Here is an 18,129-nt window from a genome sequence, read left to right as displayed (position 1 = left end):
CGTGCGGGACCGCGTGCGACGATGCCGAAGTGAGTCCAGCGGCAGGCCCGACCAACTCCCTGAGCGACGTGCCCGGCATCGGCGTCGGTCACTACCAGCGCGTCGGCGATGGTTGGCTGACCGGTTCGACGTGCATCCTGGCGCCCACCGGCGGTGCGACGGGGGGTGTCGACGTGCGCGGCGGTGCGCCCGGCACGAGGGAGACCGACCTCCTGGATCCGCGTAACGTCATCGACCGCGTCGACGCGATCGTGTTGTCCGGCGGCTCGGCGTTCGGGCTGGCAGCGGCTGACGGGGTGATGCATGAACTGGCGCAGGCGGGCGTCGGCTTCCGGATCGGGGCGCCCGGCCAGGTGGTGCCGATCGTGCCCGCAGCCGTCATCTTCGACCTGCTGCGCGGGGGTCAGTACTGGACGCGGCCGGACGCGAGCTTCGGTCAGGAGGCCTACACCGACGCACGCATGTCAGGTGACGGCGAGTCAGGTGTACGGCCGCAGGGCTGCGTCGGTGCGGGCACCGGAGCCAAACTCGGCGAGCTGAAGGGCGGAGTCGGTGAGGCCAGCCAGCTGCTGGCCGATGGCACCGTTGTGGCCGCTCTCGTGGTGGCCAACGCGTTCGGCTCCGCCGTGGATGCGAGGACCGGTGAGTTGTATGCCGCTCGGTTCGGCCTCGCGGGCGAGTTCGAGGGCCTGCACCCGCACGAGCACGCACGTCCGGCGCATTCGTGGGAGGCGGCGGCAGAACGGTCGGGCGGCGACGACCTGCAACCCGGCCGCGCCACCACACTCGCGGTCATCGTTACCGACGCCCGCCTCACCAAAGCGCAATGTCAGAAGGTCGCGGGCATCGGGCACGACGGGCTGGCCCGTGCCGTGCGGCCGGTGCACACCATGCTGGACGGCGACACGGTCTTCACGCTCGCGACCGGTTCCCGGGACGCGCCGGATGCCGCCGGCATGCACGGCATCCTGGAAGCAGCCGCTGATTGCGTGACGCGCGCCATCGGTCATGCTGCGCTCGCGGCGCGGACTCTCGGGCAGATGACGTCCTACCGTGACGCACATTGCGAGCCGCACGCCGATGATGAGCAAGGATGACGACGTGACGTCGCAGTTCGTGCAGGTTCAGATCACCGCGGTGGACGAGGAGCAGGCATTACGTATCGCGGAGGCCCTCGTCGCCGAGGGTCTTGCTGCCGGCATTCAGCAGTTGGCCCCGACGACGTCGATCTATCGCACTGCCCCCGGCGAGGTGAGCCACCGTCGCGAGGTCCTGCTGTTCGCGGCGACCACCAGCGCGGCGTTCGAGGTGTTGGCTGATCGGGTACGCGATCTGCACAGCGAGCCGGCCCCCTCGATCGTGGCCATCCCGCTGGTGGCGATCGACCCGGCGTACGCCGAGTGGTTGCGCCAGAGTGTCCGCGTCACGCCGACCTCCCATCTGGAGATCGAGCGGAAGTTCTCGCTGGAGGACGAGCAGCAGCCACCGGACCCCGCGGATTGGCCGGCAGTCAGCGTGGTGTCCGGGGAGCGTCGGTTCCATCTCGTGGCAACGTATTTCGATACCGACGACGTGACCCTTGCGCGGCAGGGCATCACAGTGCGGCGCCGCCTCGGTGGCACCGATGCCGGGTGGCACCTGAAGCTGCCGCGCGGCGAGGACGCCCGCGAGGAGATCTGGCTGCCGCTGGACTCGGTGCAGGACGACGGCACGCTGCCGCAGCTCTTCCGTGACCACCTGGCGACGGTCATCGCGGATCGGGCGGTACACCCGGTGTGCCGTGTCGATACCCGGCGTACTGAATGGGATCTGAGTGGTGGTGGCGTCCACCTGGCGACGACCTGTGATGACCTCGTCACGGCGCGTAACTTCATCGACCCGGAACAGGACCGGTCCTGGCACGAGATGGAGGTCGAGCTCGTGCACGGTGGGATCGCTTTCCTGGACGGCGTCACCGATCATCTCGCGGCGCGCGGAGTGCGTCAGGCAACGATTGCCTCCAAGCTGCGATCCACCCTGGGCACACTGATGGAACGTGGTGCATCATGATCGGCGAATCGGACGCGGTGCGAAAAGCATTGGAACAGCTACGCGAGACCGGTGAGCGGGTCACGCCGGCCCGTCGTGCGGTGTTGGAGGTCCTGGACCTGAGTCGTGGGCATCTGGACGCCGAGGCGATCGCGACGCAGGTCGACGCCCGCGAGTCGGGGGTGCACAGGGCGACTGTCTACCGCACCTTGCAGTCGCTGGCGTCCATCGGGGTCATCGCGCATACCCACGTGCCGGGTGGGCCGACGATCTACCACGTGGCACCGTCGGTATCGGGCGAGAGCACCCATCCGGAGCACGCGCACCTGCAGTGCACGGTCTGTCTGCGGTTCTTCGACATCCCTGTCGGGTGGCTGGAAGGGCTGCAGCAGCGGGTGCGCGAGGAGCTGGACTTCGATCTCGTGCCCGATCACGCCGCACTGCTGGGCATCTGTTCGGAGTGTCGCACCGGGGGCAGGGAGCACGGGGCTCATCCCGAGCATCACTGACGTGGGTACTGTCGAGGGCATGCCGAACTTCGAACGCCCCGTAGCCCCCGACCCATACGATTCGCTGCCCAAGGTGGCGTCGTTCACCCTCACCAGCGATGACGTCACTCACGGCGAGCCGCTGAAATCCGGGCAGGTTGCCGCCAGTGGAGATACCTCGCCGCAGTTGTCGTGGTCCGGTGCGCCGGAGGGCACCGAGTCCTACGTCGTGAGTTGCTTCGATCCGGATGCACCGACCCCGTCCGGGTTCTGGCACTGGACGCTGGTGGATGTGCCGGCGTCGGTGACCTCCCTGGACGCCGGAGCCGGCGCAGAGGGTGCACAGACGCCCGGTGCCTCCTTCCATGTCCGCAACGACGCCGGCAGTTTCGCCTTCACCGGTGCCGCGCCACCCGAAGGCGATGGCGCGCACCGTTACTACTTCGTCGTACATGCCGTAGGCGCGAAAACCCTCGGCGTCGACGCGTCGGTCTCACCGACAATTGTCGCGTTCAACCTGGTTTTCAAGGGCCTCGGCCGGGCCGTGCTGATGGGCACCCACCAGTCCTGAGCGCCACGCGAAGCGCCCCGCCCGACAGGTTTGTCGGGCGGGGCGCTTTTGCTGCGTAGAGCGAGTGACGAGAATCGAACTCGCATATTCAGCTTGGGAAGCTGATGTTCTACCACTGAACTACACTCGCGAACCTGCCAGACGATACACCGGCGCGCCCGGGCCGGGTAATCGCGGGAGGTCGTGATGTGTGAGATCAGCACTGGGGCAATCGGATTCGGCTACTTCAGCGCGACCGTGGTGCCGCCGGAGAACAGCGACAGATCTTTCAGGGTGATCGACACGGGTGTGGCACCGACGGGCATGTCGAAGGCGAGTACCCCACGTGCGCTGTTTCCGGGATTGATCGTCTCGAACAGGACCTGGTTGTCCTTGAGGTAGATCCCTGCGGCGCTGTCCGCGCTGAAGGTGCGGCCTTGTGCATCCTGCACCTTCTGATCCGAATCGGAGAACGTCTCGGATTTCTTACCGACGTTTGTCACCGTGATCGAGATCAGGACGTACTGGCCCTGGGCCTTCTGGTTGAGGTACTCATCGCCGACCTGAGATACCCCGGTCCGGACCTTGGTCACTACGAACTGCAGGTTGCCGTCCTTGACGGGGGCACCGATCCCTGGTTTGCGTGCGCTGGCCTCGGTGGGCTTCTTTGTCGGCGAAGATGACGTTTTCGGGGTGCTCGCTGCGCTCTTCGCGGATGTCGGACCGGCTGTGGAGATGGATGTGTCCGACGAAGGGGATCCTGATGCAGCGCTCGATCCGCCGCCGCCCGCCGCAGATGCCGCAGCAGCGATCAGAATCAGGGCCCCGATGCCGGTGAGGATCTTGTGCCGCGCGAACCAGTTGCGCTTCGGGGCCGGCGGCGCGGGAGGCGAGGGCGGGTTCCAGTTCCCCTTCGGTGGGCCGCCACCGTTCCCGGGTGGGTTTCCTGGACCCCATGAGGGCTGGTTGCCGTTCGAGGGTGGGTACTGGTCGGACATGGTCGTGTCTCCCGCTGGGTCGATGACTGAGTGACTCAAGTCCAGCGTCAACAGGTGGTCCGGCACATCGGCCGACCGGCTCGAAGCATCCTGGCCGATCGGTGGATTCGCAGCAGCATGGTCCAACCGATCGGTCATCGTCAGTTGTCTGACCCCGGCCCTACATTGGGCGGATGGAGCCTGCCGGATTGCTTATCTCGTGGTGGCGATCCCGGCTGCGGTGGAGCACGGTACGCACGACGCTGATCGTCATTGCCGCCGTCTGCAGTGGTGTTCTGGCGATCTCTGCAGCCGGCGCTCGCCGTGCTGGAATCACACTGCAGGGCGCCACGATCCCTACGAATGCACTCGAAGGTGTTGCCCTCACCCTGGACGTCGTCCTGATCGTCCTCTTCGTATGGCGCCGCCGATGGCCGGTCCCATTGACCCTCGCGGCCTGCGCAGCCTCCGTCGTGTTGCCCATCGACGGATTCCTGCCCCTGGTGGGCCTCGTCACGGTGGTGGTTCTGGTCCGTGACTGGCAGGTCCCGGTCACCGTGATCGCGGTGATCGCCGCGGTTGTGGTGTCAGTGCGACGTGACACCAGAGGTCGCTACCCGGTGCAGTCGTTCTGGCGCTCGATCTTCACCATTGATCCGGGTCGGGAGTTCCCGTGGTGGCTGGTGGCCCTGGTCAGTGCCGTCCTGGTGGGTTCGACGGTGTTGATCGCGGTCGCGATCCGAGCCCGCCGCCAACTCACCGCAGCACAGGAGACCGGCAACGCTTCGCGGTTGAAACTGGACATCCTCGGCTCGGAGGTCGCCCGACAGGCCGAGCGCGAGAGGATCGCACGGGAAGTTCACGACGTGCTCGGCCATCGACTCTCTCTTCTCTGCCTGCACGCAGGAGCGCTGGAGGTGTCGGCCGGCGCCGATCCCCGCATGGCGCAGAGCGCAGCGCTGGTTCGAGACGGCGCCCAGCAGTCGATGGCCGACCTGCGTTCGCTGCTTACTGTGCTGCGGACACCGGACTCGCCTGACGTCGCCGAGCAGGTACGCACGGTGGCAGACATACCAATGTTGGTCTCCGAATCACTGGACGCGGGCAATTCGGTGTTGTCCTCCATTTTCATCGACCAGGCGGCCACGCTGCACCCACAGATCAGTCACACCACGTACCGCATCATCCAAGAGCTGTTGACGAACGCGCGCAAGCACGCGCCGGGCACGCCGGTACGTTTGAATGTCCAGGGTTCCCCGGAATCGGGAATCGAGGTGGTCACCACGAACTGGTGTCGGCCGCACTCCGGGGCACAGCTGGTAATGGGAAACGGGCTGACCGGGATCCGCGAGCGGGTTGAAGACTGTGGCGGTCAGTTCCGCGCGACCATCGACCCGCAGGGCGCCTTCCGGGTGGCGATGCTGTTGCCGTGGGCTCGGTTGAACAAGGGCGGTCCGGCGTGAGTTCTGCCGACACACCCAGCTGGACAGCGCCGAGTGCGGCGGGTCGTCATATCCGGGTCCTACTGGTCGACGACGATCCGCTGGTCTGTCAGGGCCTGCGGATGATTCTGGAGGCAGCGGGCGACATTGATGTGGTCGAAGCCGTGCACGACGGTGACCAGGCCATCCCGGCGATTGCTCGTACGGCGCCCGACGTGGTGATGATGGATGTGCGAATGCCGCGGCAGGACGGCATCACCACATCGAGGGCCATCGCGCAGCTGCCTGGTGCACCGCGTGTGATCATGCTGACCACGTTCGATCTGGACGATGTAGTCGTGCGGTCGGTGCGGGCAGGGGCCGCCGGATTCCTGCTGAAGACGGCCTCTCCCGGGCACATCATTGATGCCGTCCGCGATGTTGACGCGGGTCGGGGGGCGCTCTCAGCGGCGAGCGTCGGAGCGCTTTTCGAACAGGTTGCAACACCGTCTTCACGGGATCGCGAACTGGCCAGGGCTGCCTTCACCCAGCTCACCCCGCGCGAATTCGCCGTGGCGCGGGCCGTTGCCCGTGAACTCAGCAACGGTGAGATCGCTGCCGAGCTCTTCCTGAGCGAGGCCACTATCAAGACCCATCTCGCCAGCGCTCAACTCAAGTTGGGAGTGCGTAACCGGGTCGGTATCGCGGTCCTTGCCACTCTCGCGGAGTCCGGTTGAGGGCAGACCTGCCTGGTTGGCCCGGTAATCTCGCCCTGTGCTTCTCTCAGATCGCGACATCCGCGCGCAGATCGACGCGGGGCGGGTCCGCATCGACCCGTACGACGCGACGATGATCCAGCCCTCCAGTATCGACATCCGGATGGACCGGTATTTCCGGCTCTTCGACAATCACAAATACCCGTTCATCGACCCGGCGGCCGACCAGGCCGATCTGACCCGGTTGGTGGAAGCTGAGCCGGGCGAGCCCTTCGTGTTGCACCCGGGAGAATTCGTGCTCGGCTCGACGTATGAGCAGGTCACGCTGCCCGACGACGTCGCAGCGCGAGTGGAGGGTAAGTCCAGCCTCGGGCGTCTCGGCCTGTTGACCCACGCGACGGCGGGATTTGTCGACCCGGGATTCAGCGGTCACGTGACGTTGGAACTGTCCAACGTCGCGACTCTGCCGATCAAACTGTGGCCGGGCATGAAGATCGGACAGCTGTGTTTCTTCCAGCTGTCCTCCCCTGCCGAGAACCCCTACGGCAGCGCGAAGTACGGCTCGCACTACCAAAACCAGCGCGGCCCCACAGCCAGCCGGTCGTTCAGCAACTTCCACCGCACACAGGTCTAGTGGCGCGCACGGAGGTCGGCCCCAGGCATGACGGCGCGCAACCGCATCTCATACTTCCCTCGGCATATCGGGCCCGAGGCATTGTGCTCGCGTTGCACGGGGGCGCACCGCGCAGCATGGTGCCGACGCCGAGATTCGACCCCGGGTACCTGCGGCTGGTCCTGGCTGCGCGCGCGATTCACGGGCGCACCGGTGGCCACCTCAAAGTTGCGCTGCTGCGCAATGCCGTTCGAGGTTGGAACGGCGCTGCCGGCTCGCCGATTCTGGACGCCGAATGGGCACTGGACCGGCTGGTTGCGACCTACCCCGGGTTACCGATCGGTCTGCTCGGACACTCGCTCGGCGGCCGGTTGGCGTTTGCGGTGGTCACGCGTCCGGAGGTCCGCAGCGTCGTATCACTGGCCCCCTGGATGTCGGATGCCTACAACGGGCACGACTTTCTGGGCAAGCCCACGCTTGTCGTGCACGGCTCCATCGACACGGTCACCGATGCCGAAGCGTCCGAGGATCTGGTGCGTCGGATTCAGCAGGCCGGCGGAGATGCGCGGTTCGAGTCGGTCAGCGGGTCGCATCCGCTGATGTGGCGCGCGGGTCGGGTGCATTCGATGGCAGCACGCTTCCTCACCCGAACGCTGCGCGACGTCACTACGTAGTGCCGACATGAGTGAGTGCTCACTCATGTTAGATTCGCGAGTATGCCTGTACCGCCGACGTCGCGCCGCGCTGCCGCAATGACTCCTGAGGCACGTAGGGCGGCGATTGTGGAGGCGACCATCGAGGCGATGCGTGAGCACGAAACGATGCCCACGACACGGCAGATCGCCCAGGCCGCGCACATCGCCGAAGGCACCATCTTTCGGGTATTCGCCACGAAAGAAGAGCTGCGCGCGGCTGTCGTGCAGCGCACCTTCGATCCGGGGCAGTTCTTGCGGCAACTGAGCCGGATAGACGCGGAGCAGCCGTTGCGGGACCTGCTCGTCGATATCGTCCGCGTGCTCCACGCCCGGCTCGGCGCCACTTTCAAAATTATGAGAGCACTGGGGCTGAGCGCGCCACCGGGACACGTAGTCAGCGAATCCGCCGATCGAATCCGTGCTGACACGGCGTCAGTACTGCATCAGCTGTTGGAGCGACACGAAGGCGAACTCGCACTGCCGGTAGCGGAATTCGTCCATATCGTGCGTCTGTTGGCCTTTGCCGGAAGTCATCACGAAATTGCACACGGCCGCACGCTCACGCCCGAGCAGACGGTCGACATCCTGCTGTACGGAGCGTTGCGGCGACCGGGGTCATCGGCTCTATCCGCACGGAAGGCCTGAACAATGTTGGCTCGTCTACTGCGGCACTACCTTCGGCCGTTTGCAGCGCTACTGGTTGCACTGGTCATCGCCCAACTGATGAGCGTCGCCTGCCAGCTGTATCTGCCGGGGCTGAACGCTGACATCCTCGACAACGGCGTCGCCCGCGGTGACACGGGTCTGATCTGGCGGCTCGGCGGCTGGATGCTGCTCATCACAGTCGTACAGGTGGGTGCAGCAGTGGCGTCGGCATTCTTCGGGTCGATGATCGCTATGTCGTTCGGACGCGACGTGCGGGGGGCGATCTTCGGGAAGGTCACCCAGTTCTCGGCTCGGGAGGTCAACCAGTTCGGCGCCCCGTCGTTGATCACCCGCAACACCAACGATGTTCAACAGGTCCAACGGGTGCTGCTGATGGCCTGCACGCTGATGGTCTCGGCGCCGATCATGATGGTCGGCGCAGTGGTCATGTCGCTACGTGAGGACGCCCCGCTCGCACCGTTGATGATCGTCGCGATGGTTACCCTCGGGGTGTCCGTCGGGCTGATCGTGCGCCGGATGGTTCCCGGGTTCCGACAGATGCAGGTGCGTGTCGATGCGGTGAACCGGGTGCTGCGCGAGCATCTTTCGGGGGTCCGGGTAATCCGGGCCTTTGTCCGGGAACCGTACGAGCGGACCCGTTTCGCGAAGGCGAACGAGGAGCTGACCGACACCTCGACCCGTGTCGGATACCTCATGGCATCACTGTTTCCCACCGTGTTGCTCGTGATGAACTTCTCGACGGTGGCGGTCTGGTGGTTCGGCGGGCATCAGGTCGGCAGCGGCCAGATCCAGATCGGCTCGCTGACCGCGTACATGACGTATCTGATCCAGATTCTGAGTTCGGTGATGATGGCGACATTCATGTTCATGTTGATCCCGCGTGCGGCGGTCGCCGCCGAGCGGATCCAAGAGGTGCTGCAGACTCAGCCCTCCGTGCGGCCACCGTTACATGCTGTCGTCCCGGACGAGGTCAGCGGGATCGTCCGGTTCGAGGGTGTGTCGATGCAGTATCCAGGCGCGGACAAGCCGGTCTTGCAGGGGGTCAACCTGACGGCGCGCCCCGGGCAGACTGTCGCCGTGATCGGCTCCACCGGGTCGGGTAAGTCGACGCTGATCTCGCTGGTGGCCCGACTGTTCGACGCGAGTGAAGGCAGCGTCAGCGTCGACGGCGTCGACGTGCGCGACATGGATCCGAACGACTTGTGGGGCCACGTCGGGATCGTGCCGCAACAGCCGTATCTCTTCAGCGGAACCATTGCCTCGAACCTTCGCTACGGCAACCCCGAGGTCACCGATGAGCAGCTGTGGGAAGCCATTGCGATCTCGCAGGCCACCGACTTCGTGCAGGGCCTGGACGGTGGGCTGGATGCCCCCGTCAATCAGGGCGGCAGCAATCTGTCCGGTGGTCAGCGTCAGCGACTGTGTATTGCCCGCGCGCTGGTCGCTTCGCCACGCATCTATCTGTTCGATGATTCGTTCTCGGCGCTCGACCTGGCAACGGACAGACGGTTGCGCACAGCGCTGGCACCCAAACTTCGCGATGCGACAGTTTTTATTGTCGCGCAACGAATTTCAACCATCGCTGAGGCCGACCAGATCGTGGTGCTCGATGGCGGCGCCGTGGTGGGAGTGGGCACACACGACGAACTTGCCCGGAGCTGCCCGACCTACCGGGAAATCGTCCAGTCCCAGCGAGTGCAGGAGGCGGCATGAGCACCCAGAGCCATCGTCCGCCGATGCGGCGGCAGGGCGGCCCAGGAATGGGCGTGGGGATGGCTGAGAAGACGCAGGACTTCAAGGGTTCCAGCCGCCGGCTCGTGGGCCTGCTGCGGCCCGAGCGCGCCAGCATGATCGCGGTGTTCGTGTTGACCATCGCCTCGGTCACGCTGAGCGTCATTGCGCCGAGGATCCTCGGCACCGCAGTCGACGCCATCAATTCCGGTGCCATATCGGGCCGACTACCGGCCGGCGCGAGCAAGCAGAGCGTAGTGGCCGGTCTGCGGGCACGCGGTGAGAGCACCTACGCAGACATGCTGGACCGTCTGCACCTCGTGCCCGGGATCGGTATCGACTTCGGACAGGTGGCCCGGGTCCTGCTCATCGTGCTCGGGTGCTACCTGTTTGCCTCGGGCACCCAACTGGTGCAGGCCCGATTGCTGAACCGTTCGATCCAACGCACCATGTGCGCCCTGCGCAGCGAGGTCGAGGACAAGGTCGGCCGGGTGCCACTGCGGTACCTCGATGGTCAGCCGCGGGGCGAACTGCTCTCGCGCGTTACCAATGACATCGACAATATCGGCCAGTCGATGCAGCAGACGTTGAGCCAACTGTTCGTGAACGGGCTGACCGTTTTCGGGGTGGTCGCGATGATGCTGACCATTTCGTGGTGGTTGACGCTGATCGCGATGATCGCCATTCCGTTGGTCATGCTGGTGACCCGCGCGGTGATGAAGCGCTCGCAGCGTTATTTCGTGGCTCAGTGGAAACACACCGGTGAGCTCAACGCGCAGATCGAGGAGACTTTCAGCGGGCACGAACTCGTCAAGGTCTTCGGTCGTACTCCCCAGGTGCGGGCAGCGTTCGATGAGAAGAACGCCGAACTACGCGATGTCAGTTACCGCGCCCAGTTCATCAGCAGCCTGGTGATGCCGATCATGATGTTCGTCGGCAACCTGCAGTACGTCGTCGTATGTGTGCTCGGCGGCTTGCGGATAGCGTCCGGCACGATGACGCTGGGCGAAGTCACCGCGTTCGTCCAGTACACGCGGCAGTTCACCCAGCCGCTGACCCAGCTGGCGTCAATGGTCAATCTGATGCAGTCCGGGGTCGCGAGCGCCGAGCGGGTCTTCGAGGTGCTGGATGCTCCCGAAGAAAGTACAGATGGGACAGGGAAGCTGGGCCACACCATCGGCCGGGTGGATTTTGAGGATGTGTCCTTCGGGTACGAGGCCGACCGTCCCCTCATCCAGCACCTGTCGCTGCAGGTCCAGCCGGGCCGGACAGTGGCGATCGTAGGACCGACAGGTGCCGGAAAAACGACGCTGGTGAACCTGGTGATGCGCTTTTACGATCTGAGCAGCGGAGCGATCCGGCTCGACGGGATCGACATCGCGTCGGTGCCGCGCTCGCAGCTTCGGTCCCGCATCGGGATGGTCCTGCAGGACACCTGGCTCTTCCACGGCACGATCTGGGAGAACATCGCCTACGGCCGCATCGGCGCCAGTGACGAAGAGATCCTGGCTGCCGCCGAGGCGACGTTCGTGGACCGGTTCGTTCGCGCACTGCCCGACGGGTACGACACGGTGATCGACGAGGAAGCCTCGAATCTGTCCTCCGGTGAACGCCAGCTGATCACCATTGCCCGGGCGTTCCTGGCGGACCCGGCGCTGCTGATTCTGGACGAAGCAACCTCGTCGGTCGATACCCGCACCGAGGTGATGTTGCAGCAGGCGATGGCTGCGCTGCGGTCGGATCGGACCAGTTTCGTGATCGCACACCGGCTCTCGACGATCCGGGATGCCGACACCATCCTGGTGATGCAGGACGGCGCGATCGTCGAGCAGGGTGGGCACGAACAGCTGATGCAGGAACGCGGCGCGTACTACCGGCTCTACATGTCGCAGTTCGAAGGTGCCGCCGTGGATGAGGAGGAAACCGTCGGCGTCTGATGGCCGGAAGTAACTCTTCATGGACGACTGAGGTTGTAGGTGTACCGGTCGCCGGTCCCATTCATGAAGCCGTGTGTGTCGGTGTACCAACGACGTAGCGTCGGGTTTGTGTTGTCCGGGCCCAGGTACCTCTTGGCGGTCCTGGCATACAGCTGCCCGTCGTGCTCGTCGATCAGGCCCTTTTTTGTGGGATCCATCGAAGATCGGGGATCGATGACGGCTCGGATGCGGTTCTTGGCGTCGGTTCTGCCGATCGTGTCCAGCCGTGGCACGGGGTCTGCGGTGTGCTCGATGGACAGTGCCTGCACCGATTTCGGGATCGTGATCCGCGACTCCGGGGCCGCGATGGTCAGCAGGTGGGTGACGTTGTAGCGGGTGCGGAACTGCGCGTTGGCGGCGAGGCGCGCTGCCAGGATCCCGCCCTGGCTGTGGCCGACCAACATGACCGGTTCGGTGCCGGGTTTGATGCCTTTCGCGGCCATCGCCATGGCAAGTGCGGTGCTCACCGCCGGATACAAGCTGGAGTCCACCCCTGCGATGCCGCGTAGGTTGGCGGTCACATCCGAGGGGTTGGGTGGCATCGTCGGTGACCAGCTTTCGGTGCCGGGGACATTGACCACCCAGTGGCCGTGGCCCTGGGCGTCCACCCGGTGATCAACCGTCAGCCGTGATCGTGCGGAGTTCCCCGCGCTTTCGGTATCCGCTTCGGCTTTGACCAGCCCGGCGATACTGCCGGTAGCTGCAGGGCTGACGGTGGAGACGGTGCTCACCGGGGTCACCCTCACCGGGGTGGAATCGCGAAGTAGGCCCACGTGCGAGCCGGCCGCCAGGATGGTCGCGACCTGATGCTCGAAGCTGCCGCCCATTCCGGGCACACCCCACGTCATGATCCGTGCTGCGCGGACGGCATCGTCCACGATGCCCGGGTCGTGCCGCTCAGCGGCGGACAGATGCGTCTGGAAGTGTCGCGCGAATACTGCAATGGGGTTGACCGGGTACCGGTGCGGGTCGCGGATCGGACCGAGCACGATGTCCAGTGCAGTTTCGTGGATCGCAACATCGGCGACGCCGGCCAGGACGATTGCGACATGAGGAAGTGCAGTGCCGAAGTGGAAGGTGGTCAGGGTGGCCGCAACTGCCGTGTCCTTGGCCTGGTAGAGCTGCACGCTCAGGCGGACCCCGCGCGCCATGATCTCCAGTTCCAGGCCGAGCGCAATCAAACTGCTGGATCCGATCGTGAGCTGCGCGCCCTGACCGGCTACCTGCAGCGCAGAGCCCGGTGACAGGACCGCGCCGGCGGTAGGTAGAGCAGTCATCGTCCGGACCAGACGGATCTGCGCATCCCTCGCCGCGTCACCAGCGGTATCGACCAATCTGGCACTGGTCAGCATGTCGTCGTAGTGGGCCTCCGTCGAGCCCGCACCACCGCTGATTGCGACTGGCCCGTCATCCATCACACGTCACGCGTCACGGATCACACGTCACGCATCACAGGTCAACGACCAGCGAGGCGGCGATGAGGCACATCTCGTTCAGTTCGACGAGCACGTCCCCGAAGTGCCGGGGCGTCATCGACAGCGCACCGCCGGTGTCGTCGAGCACTCCCCACCCGCTGGGAAGTCCGACCAGGTGCAGACCGATCCGAGTCGTGTGGGCGTCGGTCACCAGCACGAGGAAGGTCCCGCAGACGCCATGAGCCATATCGCTCAACCACGTCGGAACACGGTCCAGGTGAGCTACCCGCAGAGCGGTTACCAGATCATCCAACGCCCCCGCCCGTACGTCTTCGGCCAGGACCAGCGCATCGGGTACCAGCACGGGAGCCTGTCCGAACCGGGGAGTCAGGGGGATCGACGTCGCCGCGCTGAGGGCTTGCAGAAGCTGACCGATCGCACCAGGTAGGCCGGCAGCCGGCCCGGTCCCGCAGGTCACCACTGGCCCCCCGACGGCTCCGCCGGCCAGTACGAAATCGTCGTCCTGGTAAATGGCCTGAAACGACACGACCCGCGTCGGGGTGGCAGCCACGATCTCTATCCGCGGATAGGTGACCGCGAGCATGGCTTGCAACTGCTGTGCTTCGTCGCTGGGAGCCGAAAGCTGCACTACCGCGGTGCTCATCGAACACGGCCCATGGAGTGCAGACCGTTCAACGGGTTCATGGTGGTGAGCAGGTTCCTGCCCGACTGCACGGCGTAGTCCGCGGCATCACTCGCTCCGTGCTGGATCGTCCCCGCAAGTTCGGCAGCCGCGATTGCTGTTTTCTCCACGGCCAGTGCGGCTTTCAACAGGGCCAACTGGTTGGCCTCGACATGCTGGGCATGGCTCATCAACAACCGGCTCAACTCCTCCAGATCACCCGCCCGAGAATTGAATTCGCGGTGGCGTTCGGCGAGGCGATCCCGGAACTCCCTGGCGCCGAGGCTTTCCCAACGGGTATGACCTGCGCCGGTGACGGCAACCCCTGCCGCTCGCGCGTCCCCCGCGAACCGGCTGACGGCACGGGCCGCGACTCGGATCTGTTCTGCATCAGCTGACATGTCCGACAGCGTCGTCTGCGGCAGGTGGGACCCGCTGCGGGCGCCATTCGACGTGTGGACAAGTGTCTGCGGGTGCAGCGATGTGGACAGTGCTCGGTGAGATCGGTGAGATCGGTCGGGTAGAAGATCTGCGGAGTCGGCCCGCGAGTGACAGCATTCGGGGATGAGCCCGCGCTACCTGGACCTGTCCGATCCCGCGTGCGACGTCACGTCAGATTCGGTGCATGCCGCCCGTGCAGCGGACTGGTGCGCGCAGACGCCCTACGGCTGGGCGGTGTTGCGTTACGCGGAGGCCAGTGCGTTGCTCACCGACCGCAGGTTCCGGCAGGGCAACGCGCGGTGGCCGGCGCAGAACGGCGTGCACGACGGACCGTTCGTCGCATGGTGGCAGGAGGTGCTGCTCAGCCTCGACGGCCCCGACCACACGCGGTTGAGGCGGCTGCTCAACCCGGCATTCCGGCGCCGCACGATCGAGGCGATGCAGCCGGGGTTCACCTCCCTCGCGAGCGAACTCATCGACGAATTCGCCCCGCAGGGCGAGGTGGAGTTCGTGTCGCAGTTCGCCGAGCCGTATGCCGCGCGCATCCTCTGTGTGCTGCTGGGGCTACCGACGGACGAGTGGCCCCAGGTTGCGCACTGGGCCGATGACCTCGGCAAGTCCTTCGGCACCAATCTGCGCGAAGATCTGCCGCGGATCGAGGCGGCACTTGTCGGTCTGACGGGGTATGTAGAGGACGTCATCCAGGACCGTGCTGCACATCCTCGTGACGATCTGGTCACCACCCTGCTGAAGGCTCACGAGGGTGACTCCCGACTGACCCGTCGCGAGTTGTCGGTCTCTCTGGTGTTCCTGGCTTTCGCCGGGATGGAAACCACCCGAAATCAGCTGGGGTTGGCATTGCAGACGCTGTTGGCCTATCCCGATCAGTGGCGACTGCTCGGGCAGCGACCTGACCTGGGGCGCGCTGCCGTGGAAGAGGTGATGCGGGTCAACCCGACCGTCACCTGGGTGACGCGGGAGGCCATTGACGACGTGGATCTGCACGGCGTGCATATCCCCGCCGGAGGCATCGTGCAGGTACTCTCGCATGCTGCCGGCACCGACCCGCGGGCGATGCCGGATCCGTCATTCGACGTGACCCGGGTCGATCAGAGCCCGCCGCACCTGGGCTTCGGTGGCGGGGTGCACCACTGTCTGGGCCACTTCGTCGCCCGTACCGATATGGCTGTTGCGCTCCCGCTGTTGGCTGCCCGGATGCCCGACGCCGCGCCGGACGGGCCGGGCAGGTGGCTACCGGTGTCGGGCAACACCGGCGCCCTGCAATTCCCGATCGTCTTCACGCCCACCCGGCGCCGGTGAGAAGTTGTGTGAACGGGTGCGCTCTCTAGGGCGCACCCGTTCACACAACTTCAGGTGGATCAGTCCGTCGGGCCGCGACGGACGGCCGCGAGGAGCATGTTCGCCACGTCGACCACCTCGACTTCTTCGCGCGCGTCGCCTGCCGCCTGCTCCGCGGTCAGTCCGTCGGTCAACATCACCCGGCAGAACGGGCAGCCGATCGCGATCCGGTCCGCGCCCGTCGCCACCGCTTCCCTGGTCCGGTTGAGGTTGATGCGGGTGCCGAGCTTCTCCTCCATCCACATGCGCGCGCCGCCGGCGCCGCAACAGAAGGAATTGATCCCTGAGCGTTCCATCTCTTTGAACTCCACACCGGGCAGCGCACCGATCAGCTCACGCGGCGCGGCATACACATTGTTGTGCCGACCCAGGTAGCACGGGTCGTGGTAGGTCACCGTGCTGGCGGTCGACGCGGCGCCGGTCTTGTCCGCCTCATCCGGTCGCGCGACAGGTACGAGCTGCTTGTCCCGAACCAGACGGTTGAGCAGTTGCGTGTGGTGCACGACCTCGTAGTCGCCCCCGACCTGCGGGTACTCGTTCTTCAAGGTGTTGAAGCAGTGCGCGCACGTGACGACGATCTTCGTCGCACCCGCCCCGTTCAGGGTCTCGACATTCTGGCTGGCCAGCGCCTGGAAGAGCATCTCGTTGCCGGCCCGCCGTGCCGGGTCGCCGGTGCACGCCTCGCCGTCACCGAGCACGGCGAACGACACCCCGGCAGTGTCCAGCAGCTCGGCCACCGCACGAGTTGTCTTCTTCGCGCGGTCCTCATAAGCCCCCGCGCAGCCCACCCAGAAGAGGTAGTCCACCTCCGACATCGACTCGATGTCCTGGCCGAAGACCTTGACCTCGAACGGCAGCCCCTTGGCCCAGTCCAAGCGGGCCCGCGCCGACATACCCCACGGGTTGGCCTTGTTCTCCAGGTTCTTGAACAGCCCGGACAGCTCGCTCGGGAAGGCCGACTCCATCAGCACCTGGTTGCGGCGCATATCGACGATGTGGTCGACGTGCTCGATGTCGACCGGGCACTGCTCCACGCATGCGCCGCAGGTGGTGCACGCCCACAGCACGTCCTGATCGATGACCGCATCGGGTCCATGCGGGTTGTAGGCGGCAAGAGGACTCGCGACGTCGTACCCGGTGTGCCCGATCAGCGGCATCAGGCCGACGGTCCTGGTTGCTTCGGGCAGCGCATCACGCGCGGACTCTGCAGCGAGCAGGTAGGGCGCCTTGGCTGCTGCGTGATCGCGCAACGTGATCATCAACAGCTTGGGGGACAACGGCTTTTCGGTGTTCCACGCTGGGCACTGGCTCTGACAACGCCCGCACTCGGTGCAGGTGGAGAAGTCCAGCAGGCCCTTCCAGGTGAAGTCCTCGACCGCTCCGACACCCAGTACGGCGTCTTCGTCGAGTTCTTCCAGGCTCTCCATGGTGACCGGCTCGCCGCCGATCATCATCGGGGCCAAAGCGCCCAGCGCGGTCCGGCCGTCGGCATCCCGCTTGAACCAGATGTTGGGGAAGGCGAGGAAGCGGTGCCACGCGACGCCCATGGTGACGTTGAGCCCGATGGTGATGAGCCACGCCATCGAGATGACGATCTTGAGCATCGCGATGACGACGATCAACGCCTTGACGGTGTGATCCGGCTGTCCGTTGAACGCGTTTCCGATGAAGAACGTCATCGGGTAGTGGAATGCGGTGGCGCCCTGGTCGATGCGGTATTCCAATCCCCGCAGCGCGAGTACGCACAGCACGACGCCGAGGATCGTCAGCTCGACGTAGTACGCCTGCCAGTAGGTGGATCCGAAGAACCGGGACCAGCGACCGTCGCGACCGGTTGCACGCGCCGGGTGCAGTTTGCGGCGGTTCCAGATCAGGTAGCAGATCCCGATCAGCCCTCCCCATGAGAAGAGTTCGGCGAGCCACTCGTAGGGGAAGAAATGTCCGAGTAGTGGTAGCGCGAAGGTCGGGTCGAAGATCTGGCCGTAGGCGGTGAGCAGGGTGAAGAACAGCAACCCGAAGGACACCATCGTGAACCAGTGCGCCACGGCAACGACGGGCAGCCGCGACATGCGGGTGTGCCCGAGGAACTCGCGCAGCAGCGTGACGGTGCGGGCGCCGGGCCGGTCGGTGCGGGCTGCAGGCCGGCCCAGCCGGTAGGTCGCGAGCATTCGGCGTACGGCGCGGACCAGCAGCGCGATTCCGACCAGGGTGATGACGACCACGATCAGGCCGGCGACGATCTGCAGTGCGGACATGTCCGCGATCCTACGGCGCCACTACCCGTCAGTAGCGGCGCGGGCGCGCCTTACCCGGATCTCCGCATTGCCGTCGTGATAACCACCTGTTGGAATAGGCATAACTCCCCGGCCGT

The 18,129-nt window shown here is 65.5% G+C and carries 17 protein-coding genes and 1 tRNA gene; 12 read left to right on the top strand and 6 right to left on the bottom strand.

The annotated features are described in order from the left end of the window. Nucleotides 1-29: 29 nt before the first annotated feature. From V3G39_00830 to V3G39_00815, 4 genes are read left to right on the top strand one after another with little or no spacing between them, the layout of a single operon-like run. Nucleotides 30-1,097: a P1 family peptidase gene (locus V3G39_00830; GenBank protein ID XAS76605.1), complete on the top strand. Its 1,068-nt coding sequence runs from the start codon at nucleotides 30-32 to the stop codon at nucleotides 1,095-1,097. Continuing rightward, on the top strand, nucleotides 1,054-2,049 hold the full coding sequence (gene cutA / locus V3G39_00825) for a divalent cation tolerance protein CutA (GenBank protein ID XAS76604.1): 996 nt from the start codon (nucleotides 1,054-1,056) through the stop codon (nucleotides 2,047-2,049). Before V3G39_00830 ends, cutA begins: the two co-directional genes overlap by 44 nt. Beyond that, complete coding sequence (locus tag V3G39_00820; GenBank protein XAS76603.1) at nucleotides 2,046-2,537, top strand: Fur family transcriptional regulator; 492 nt, start codon at nucleotides 2,046-2,048, stop codon at nucleotides 2,535-2,537. Before cutA ends, V3G39_00820 begins: the two co-directional genes overlap by 4 nt. 1 nt (nucleotide 2,538) lies before the next feature. Continuing rightward, a complete protein-coding gene (locus V3G39_00815; GenBank protein ID XAS76602.1) occupies nucleotides 2,539-3,087 on the top strand; it encodes a YbhB/YbcL family Raf kinase inhibitor-like protein in 549 nt (182 codons plus the stop codon). A 59-nt stretch (nucleotides 3,088-3,146) separates the two neighbouring features. Here the strand turns inward: V3G39_00815 and V3G39_00810 are convergent. Continuing rightward, nucleotides 3,147-3,217, bottom strand: a tRNA-Gly gene (locus V3G39_00810). Nucleotides 3,218-3,308: 91 nt separating this feature from the next. Beyond that, nucleotides 3,309-4,202: a DUF4352 domain-containing protein gene (locus V3G39_00805; GenBank protein XAS76601.1), complete on the bottom strand. Its 894-nt coding sequence runs from the start codon at nucleotides 4,200-4,202 to the stop codon at nucleotides 3,309-3,311. 35 nt (nucleotides 4,203-4,237) lie between these two features. Between V3G39_00805 and V3G39_00800 the strand changes: the two genes are divergently transcribed. Genes V3G39_00800 through V3G39_00770 form a run of 7 tightly spaced genes read left to right on the top strand, consistent with a single transcriptional unit; the run spans nucleotide 4,238 to nucleotide 11,822 of the window. Then, the gene (locus V3G39_00800) at nucleotides 4,238-5,506 is read left to right on the top strand and encodes a histidine kinase (GenBank protein XAS76600.1); all 1,269 of its coding nucleotides are present in this window, start codon (nucleotides 4,238-4,240) and stop codon (nucleotides 5,504-5,506) included. Then, entirely contained in the window at nucleotides 5,503-6,201 is a 699-nt protein-coding gene (locus V3G39_00795) for a response regulator transcription factor (GenBank protein XAS76599.1), read from the top strand. The genes V3G39_00800 and V3G39_00795 overlap by 4 nt, the downstream gene beginning before the upstream one ends. 37 nt (nucleotides 6,202-6,238) lie before the next feature. Further along, nucleotides 6,239-6,814, top strand: a complete 576-nt coding sequence (gene dcd, locus V3G39_00790; protein ID XAS76598.1) for a dCTP deaminase — start codon at nucleotides 6,239-6,241, stop codon at nucleotides 6,812-6,814. Next, nucleotides 6,814-7,467 (top strand): alpha/beta hydrolase, encoded by a 654-nt coding sequence (locus V3G39_00785; protein XAS76597.1) that lies wholly within the window; start codon nucleotides 6,814-6,816, stop codon nucleotides 7,465-7,467. Before dcd ends, V3G39_00785 begins: the two co-directional genes overlap by 1 nt. A gap of 42 nt (nucleotides 7,468-7,509) precedes the next feature. Further along, nucleotides 7,510-8,133 (top strand): TetR/AcrR family transcriptional regulator, encoded by a 624-nt coding sequence (locus V3G39_00780; protein ID XAS76596.1) that lies wholly within the window; start codon nucleotides 7,510-7,512, stop codon nucleotides 8,131-8,133. 3 nt (nucleotides 8,134-8,136) lie between these two features. Then, nucleotides 8,137-9,867 (top strand): ABC transporter ATP-binding protein, encoded by a 1,731-nt coding sequence (locus V3G39_00775; protein ID XAS76595.1) that lies wholly within the window; start codon nucleotides 8,137-8,139, stop codon nucleotides 9,865-9,867. Nucleotides 9,868-9,890: 23 nt separating this feature from the next. Beyond that, the gene (locus tag V3G39_00770; GenBank protein ID XAS78154.1) at nucleotides 9,891-11,822 is read left to right on the top strand and encodes an ABC transporter ATP-binding protein; all 1,932 of its coding nucleotides are present in this window, start codon (nucleotides 9,891-9,893) and stop codon (nucleotides 11,820-11,822) included. Nucleotides 11,823-11,839: 17 nt separating this feature from the next. Here V3G39_00770 and V3G39_00765 read toward each other — a convergent pair whose 3' ends face one another. The 3 genes from V3G39_00765 to V3G39_00755 are packed head-to-tail and all read right to left on the bottom strand — an operon-like array spanning nucleotide 11,840 to nucleotide 14,359. Next, on the bottom strand, nucleotides 11,840-13,276 hold the full coding sequence (locus V3G39_00765; protein XAS76594.1) for a hypothetical protein: 1,437 nt from the start codon (nucleotides 13,274-13,276) through the stop codon (nucleotides 11,840-11,842). Between the two features lie 34 nt (nucleotides 13,277-13,310). After that, nucleotides 13,311-13,940 (bottom strand): hypothetical protein, encoded by a 630-nt coding sequence (locus V3G39_00760; protein XAS76593.1) that lies wholly within the window; start codon nucleotides 13,938-13,940, stop codon nucleotides 13,311-13,313. After that, nucleotides 13,937-14,359, bottom strand: coding sequence for a hypothetical protein (locus V3G39_00755; GenBank protein ID XAS76592.1), 423 nt, complete (start codon nucleotides 14,357-14,359; stop codon nucleotides 13,937-13,939). The genes V3G39_00760 and V3G39_00755 overlap by 4 nt, the downstream gene beginning before the upstream one ends. A 163-nt stretch (nucleotides 14,360-14,522) precedes the next feature. Here V3G39_00755 and V3G39_00750 point away from each other — a divergent pair, with 163 nt between their 5' ends. Continuing rightward, nucleotides 14,523-15,719 (top strand): cytochrome P450, encoded by a 1,197-nt coding sequence (locus V3G39_00750; GenBank protein XAS76591.1) that lies wholly within the window; start codon nucleotides 14,523-14,525, stop codon nucleotides 15,717-15,719. A 59-nt stretch (nucleotides 15,720-15,778) separates the two neighbouring features. Here the strand turns inward: V3G39_00750 and V3G39_00745 are convergent, their stop codons facing one another. Beyond that, entirely contained in the window at nucleotides 15,779-18,013 is a 2,235-nt protein-coding gene (locus V3G39_00745) for a heterodisulfide reductase-related iron-sulfur binding cluster (GenBank protein ID XAS76590.1), read from the bottom strand. Between the last annotated feature and the right edge of the window lie 116 nt (nucleotides 18,014-18,129).

The sequence above is a fragment of the Dermatophilaceae bacterium Sec6.4 genome (assembly GCA_039636865.1).
Lineage (GTDB): Bacteria > Actinomycetota > Actinomycetes > Actinomycetales > Dermatophilaceae > Allobranchiibius.
The sequence above is the reverse complement of the archived record's forward strand: the minus strand, read 5'-3'. Positions and strand labels throughout refer to the sequence as shown.

Coding starts and splice junctions, on each gene's coding strand:
- V3G39_00780 (XAS76596.1), top strand. CDS start 7,510: ATGCCTGTACCGCCGACGTCGCGCCGCGCTGCCGCAATGACTCCTGAG.
- V3G39_00770 (XAS78154.1), top strand. CDS start 9,891: ATGCGGCGGCAGGGCGGCCCAGGAATGGGCGTGGGGATGGCTGAGAAG.
- V3G39_00800 (XAS76600.1), top strand. CDS start 4,238: ATGGAGCCTGCCGGATTGCTTATCTCGTGGTGGCGATCCCGGCTGCGG.
- V3G39_00745 (XAS76590.1), bottom strand. CDS start 18,013: ATGTCCGCACTGCAGATCGTCGCCGGCCTGATCGTGGTCGTCATCACC.
- V3G39_00750 (XAS76591.1), top strand. CDS start 14,523: ATGAGCCCGCGCTACCTGGACCTGTCCGATCCCGCGTGCGACGTCACG.
- V3G39_00775 (XAS76595.1), top strand. CDS start 8,137: ATGTTGGCTCGTCTACTGCGGCACTACCTTCGGCCGTTTGCAGCGCTA.
- V3G39_00765 (XAS76594.1), bottom strand. CDS start 13,276: ATGGATGACGGGCCAGTCGCAATCAGCGGTGGTGCGGGCTCGACGGAG.
- V3G39_00760 (XAS76593.1), bottom strand. CDS start 13,940: ATGAGCACCGCGGTAGTGCAGCTTTCGGCTCCCAGCGACGAAGCACAG.
- V3G39_00805 (XAS76601.1), bottom strand. CDS start 4,202: ATGACCGATCGGTTGGACCATGCTGCTGCGAATCCACCGATCGGCCAG.
- V3G39_00820 (XAS76603.1), top strand. CDS start 2,046: ATGATCGGCGAATCGGACGCGGTGCGAAAAGCATTGGAACAGCTACGC.
- V3G39_00755 (XAS76592.1), bottom strand. CDS start 14,359: ATGTCAGCTGATGCAGAACAGATCCGAGTCGCGGCCCGTGCCGTCAGC.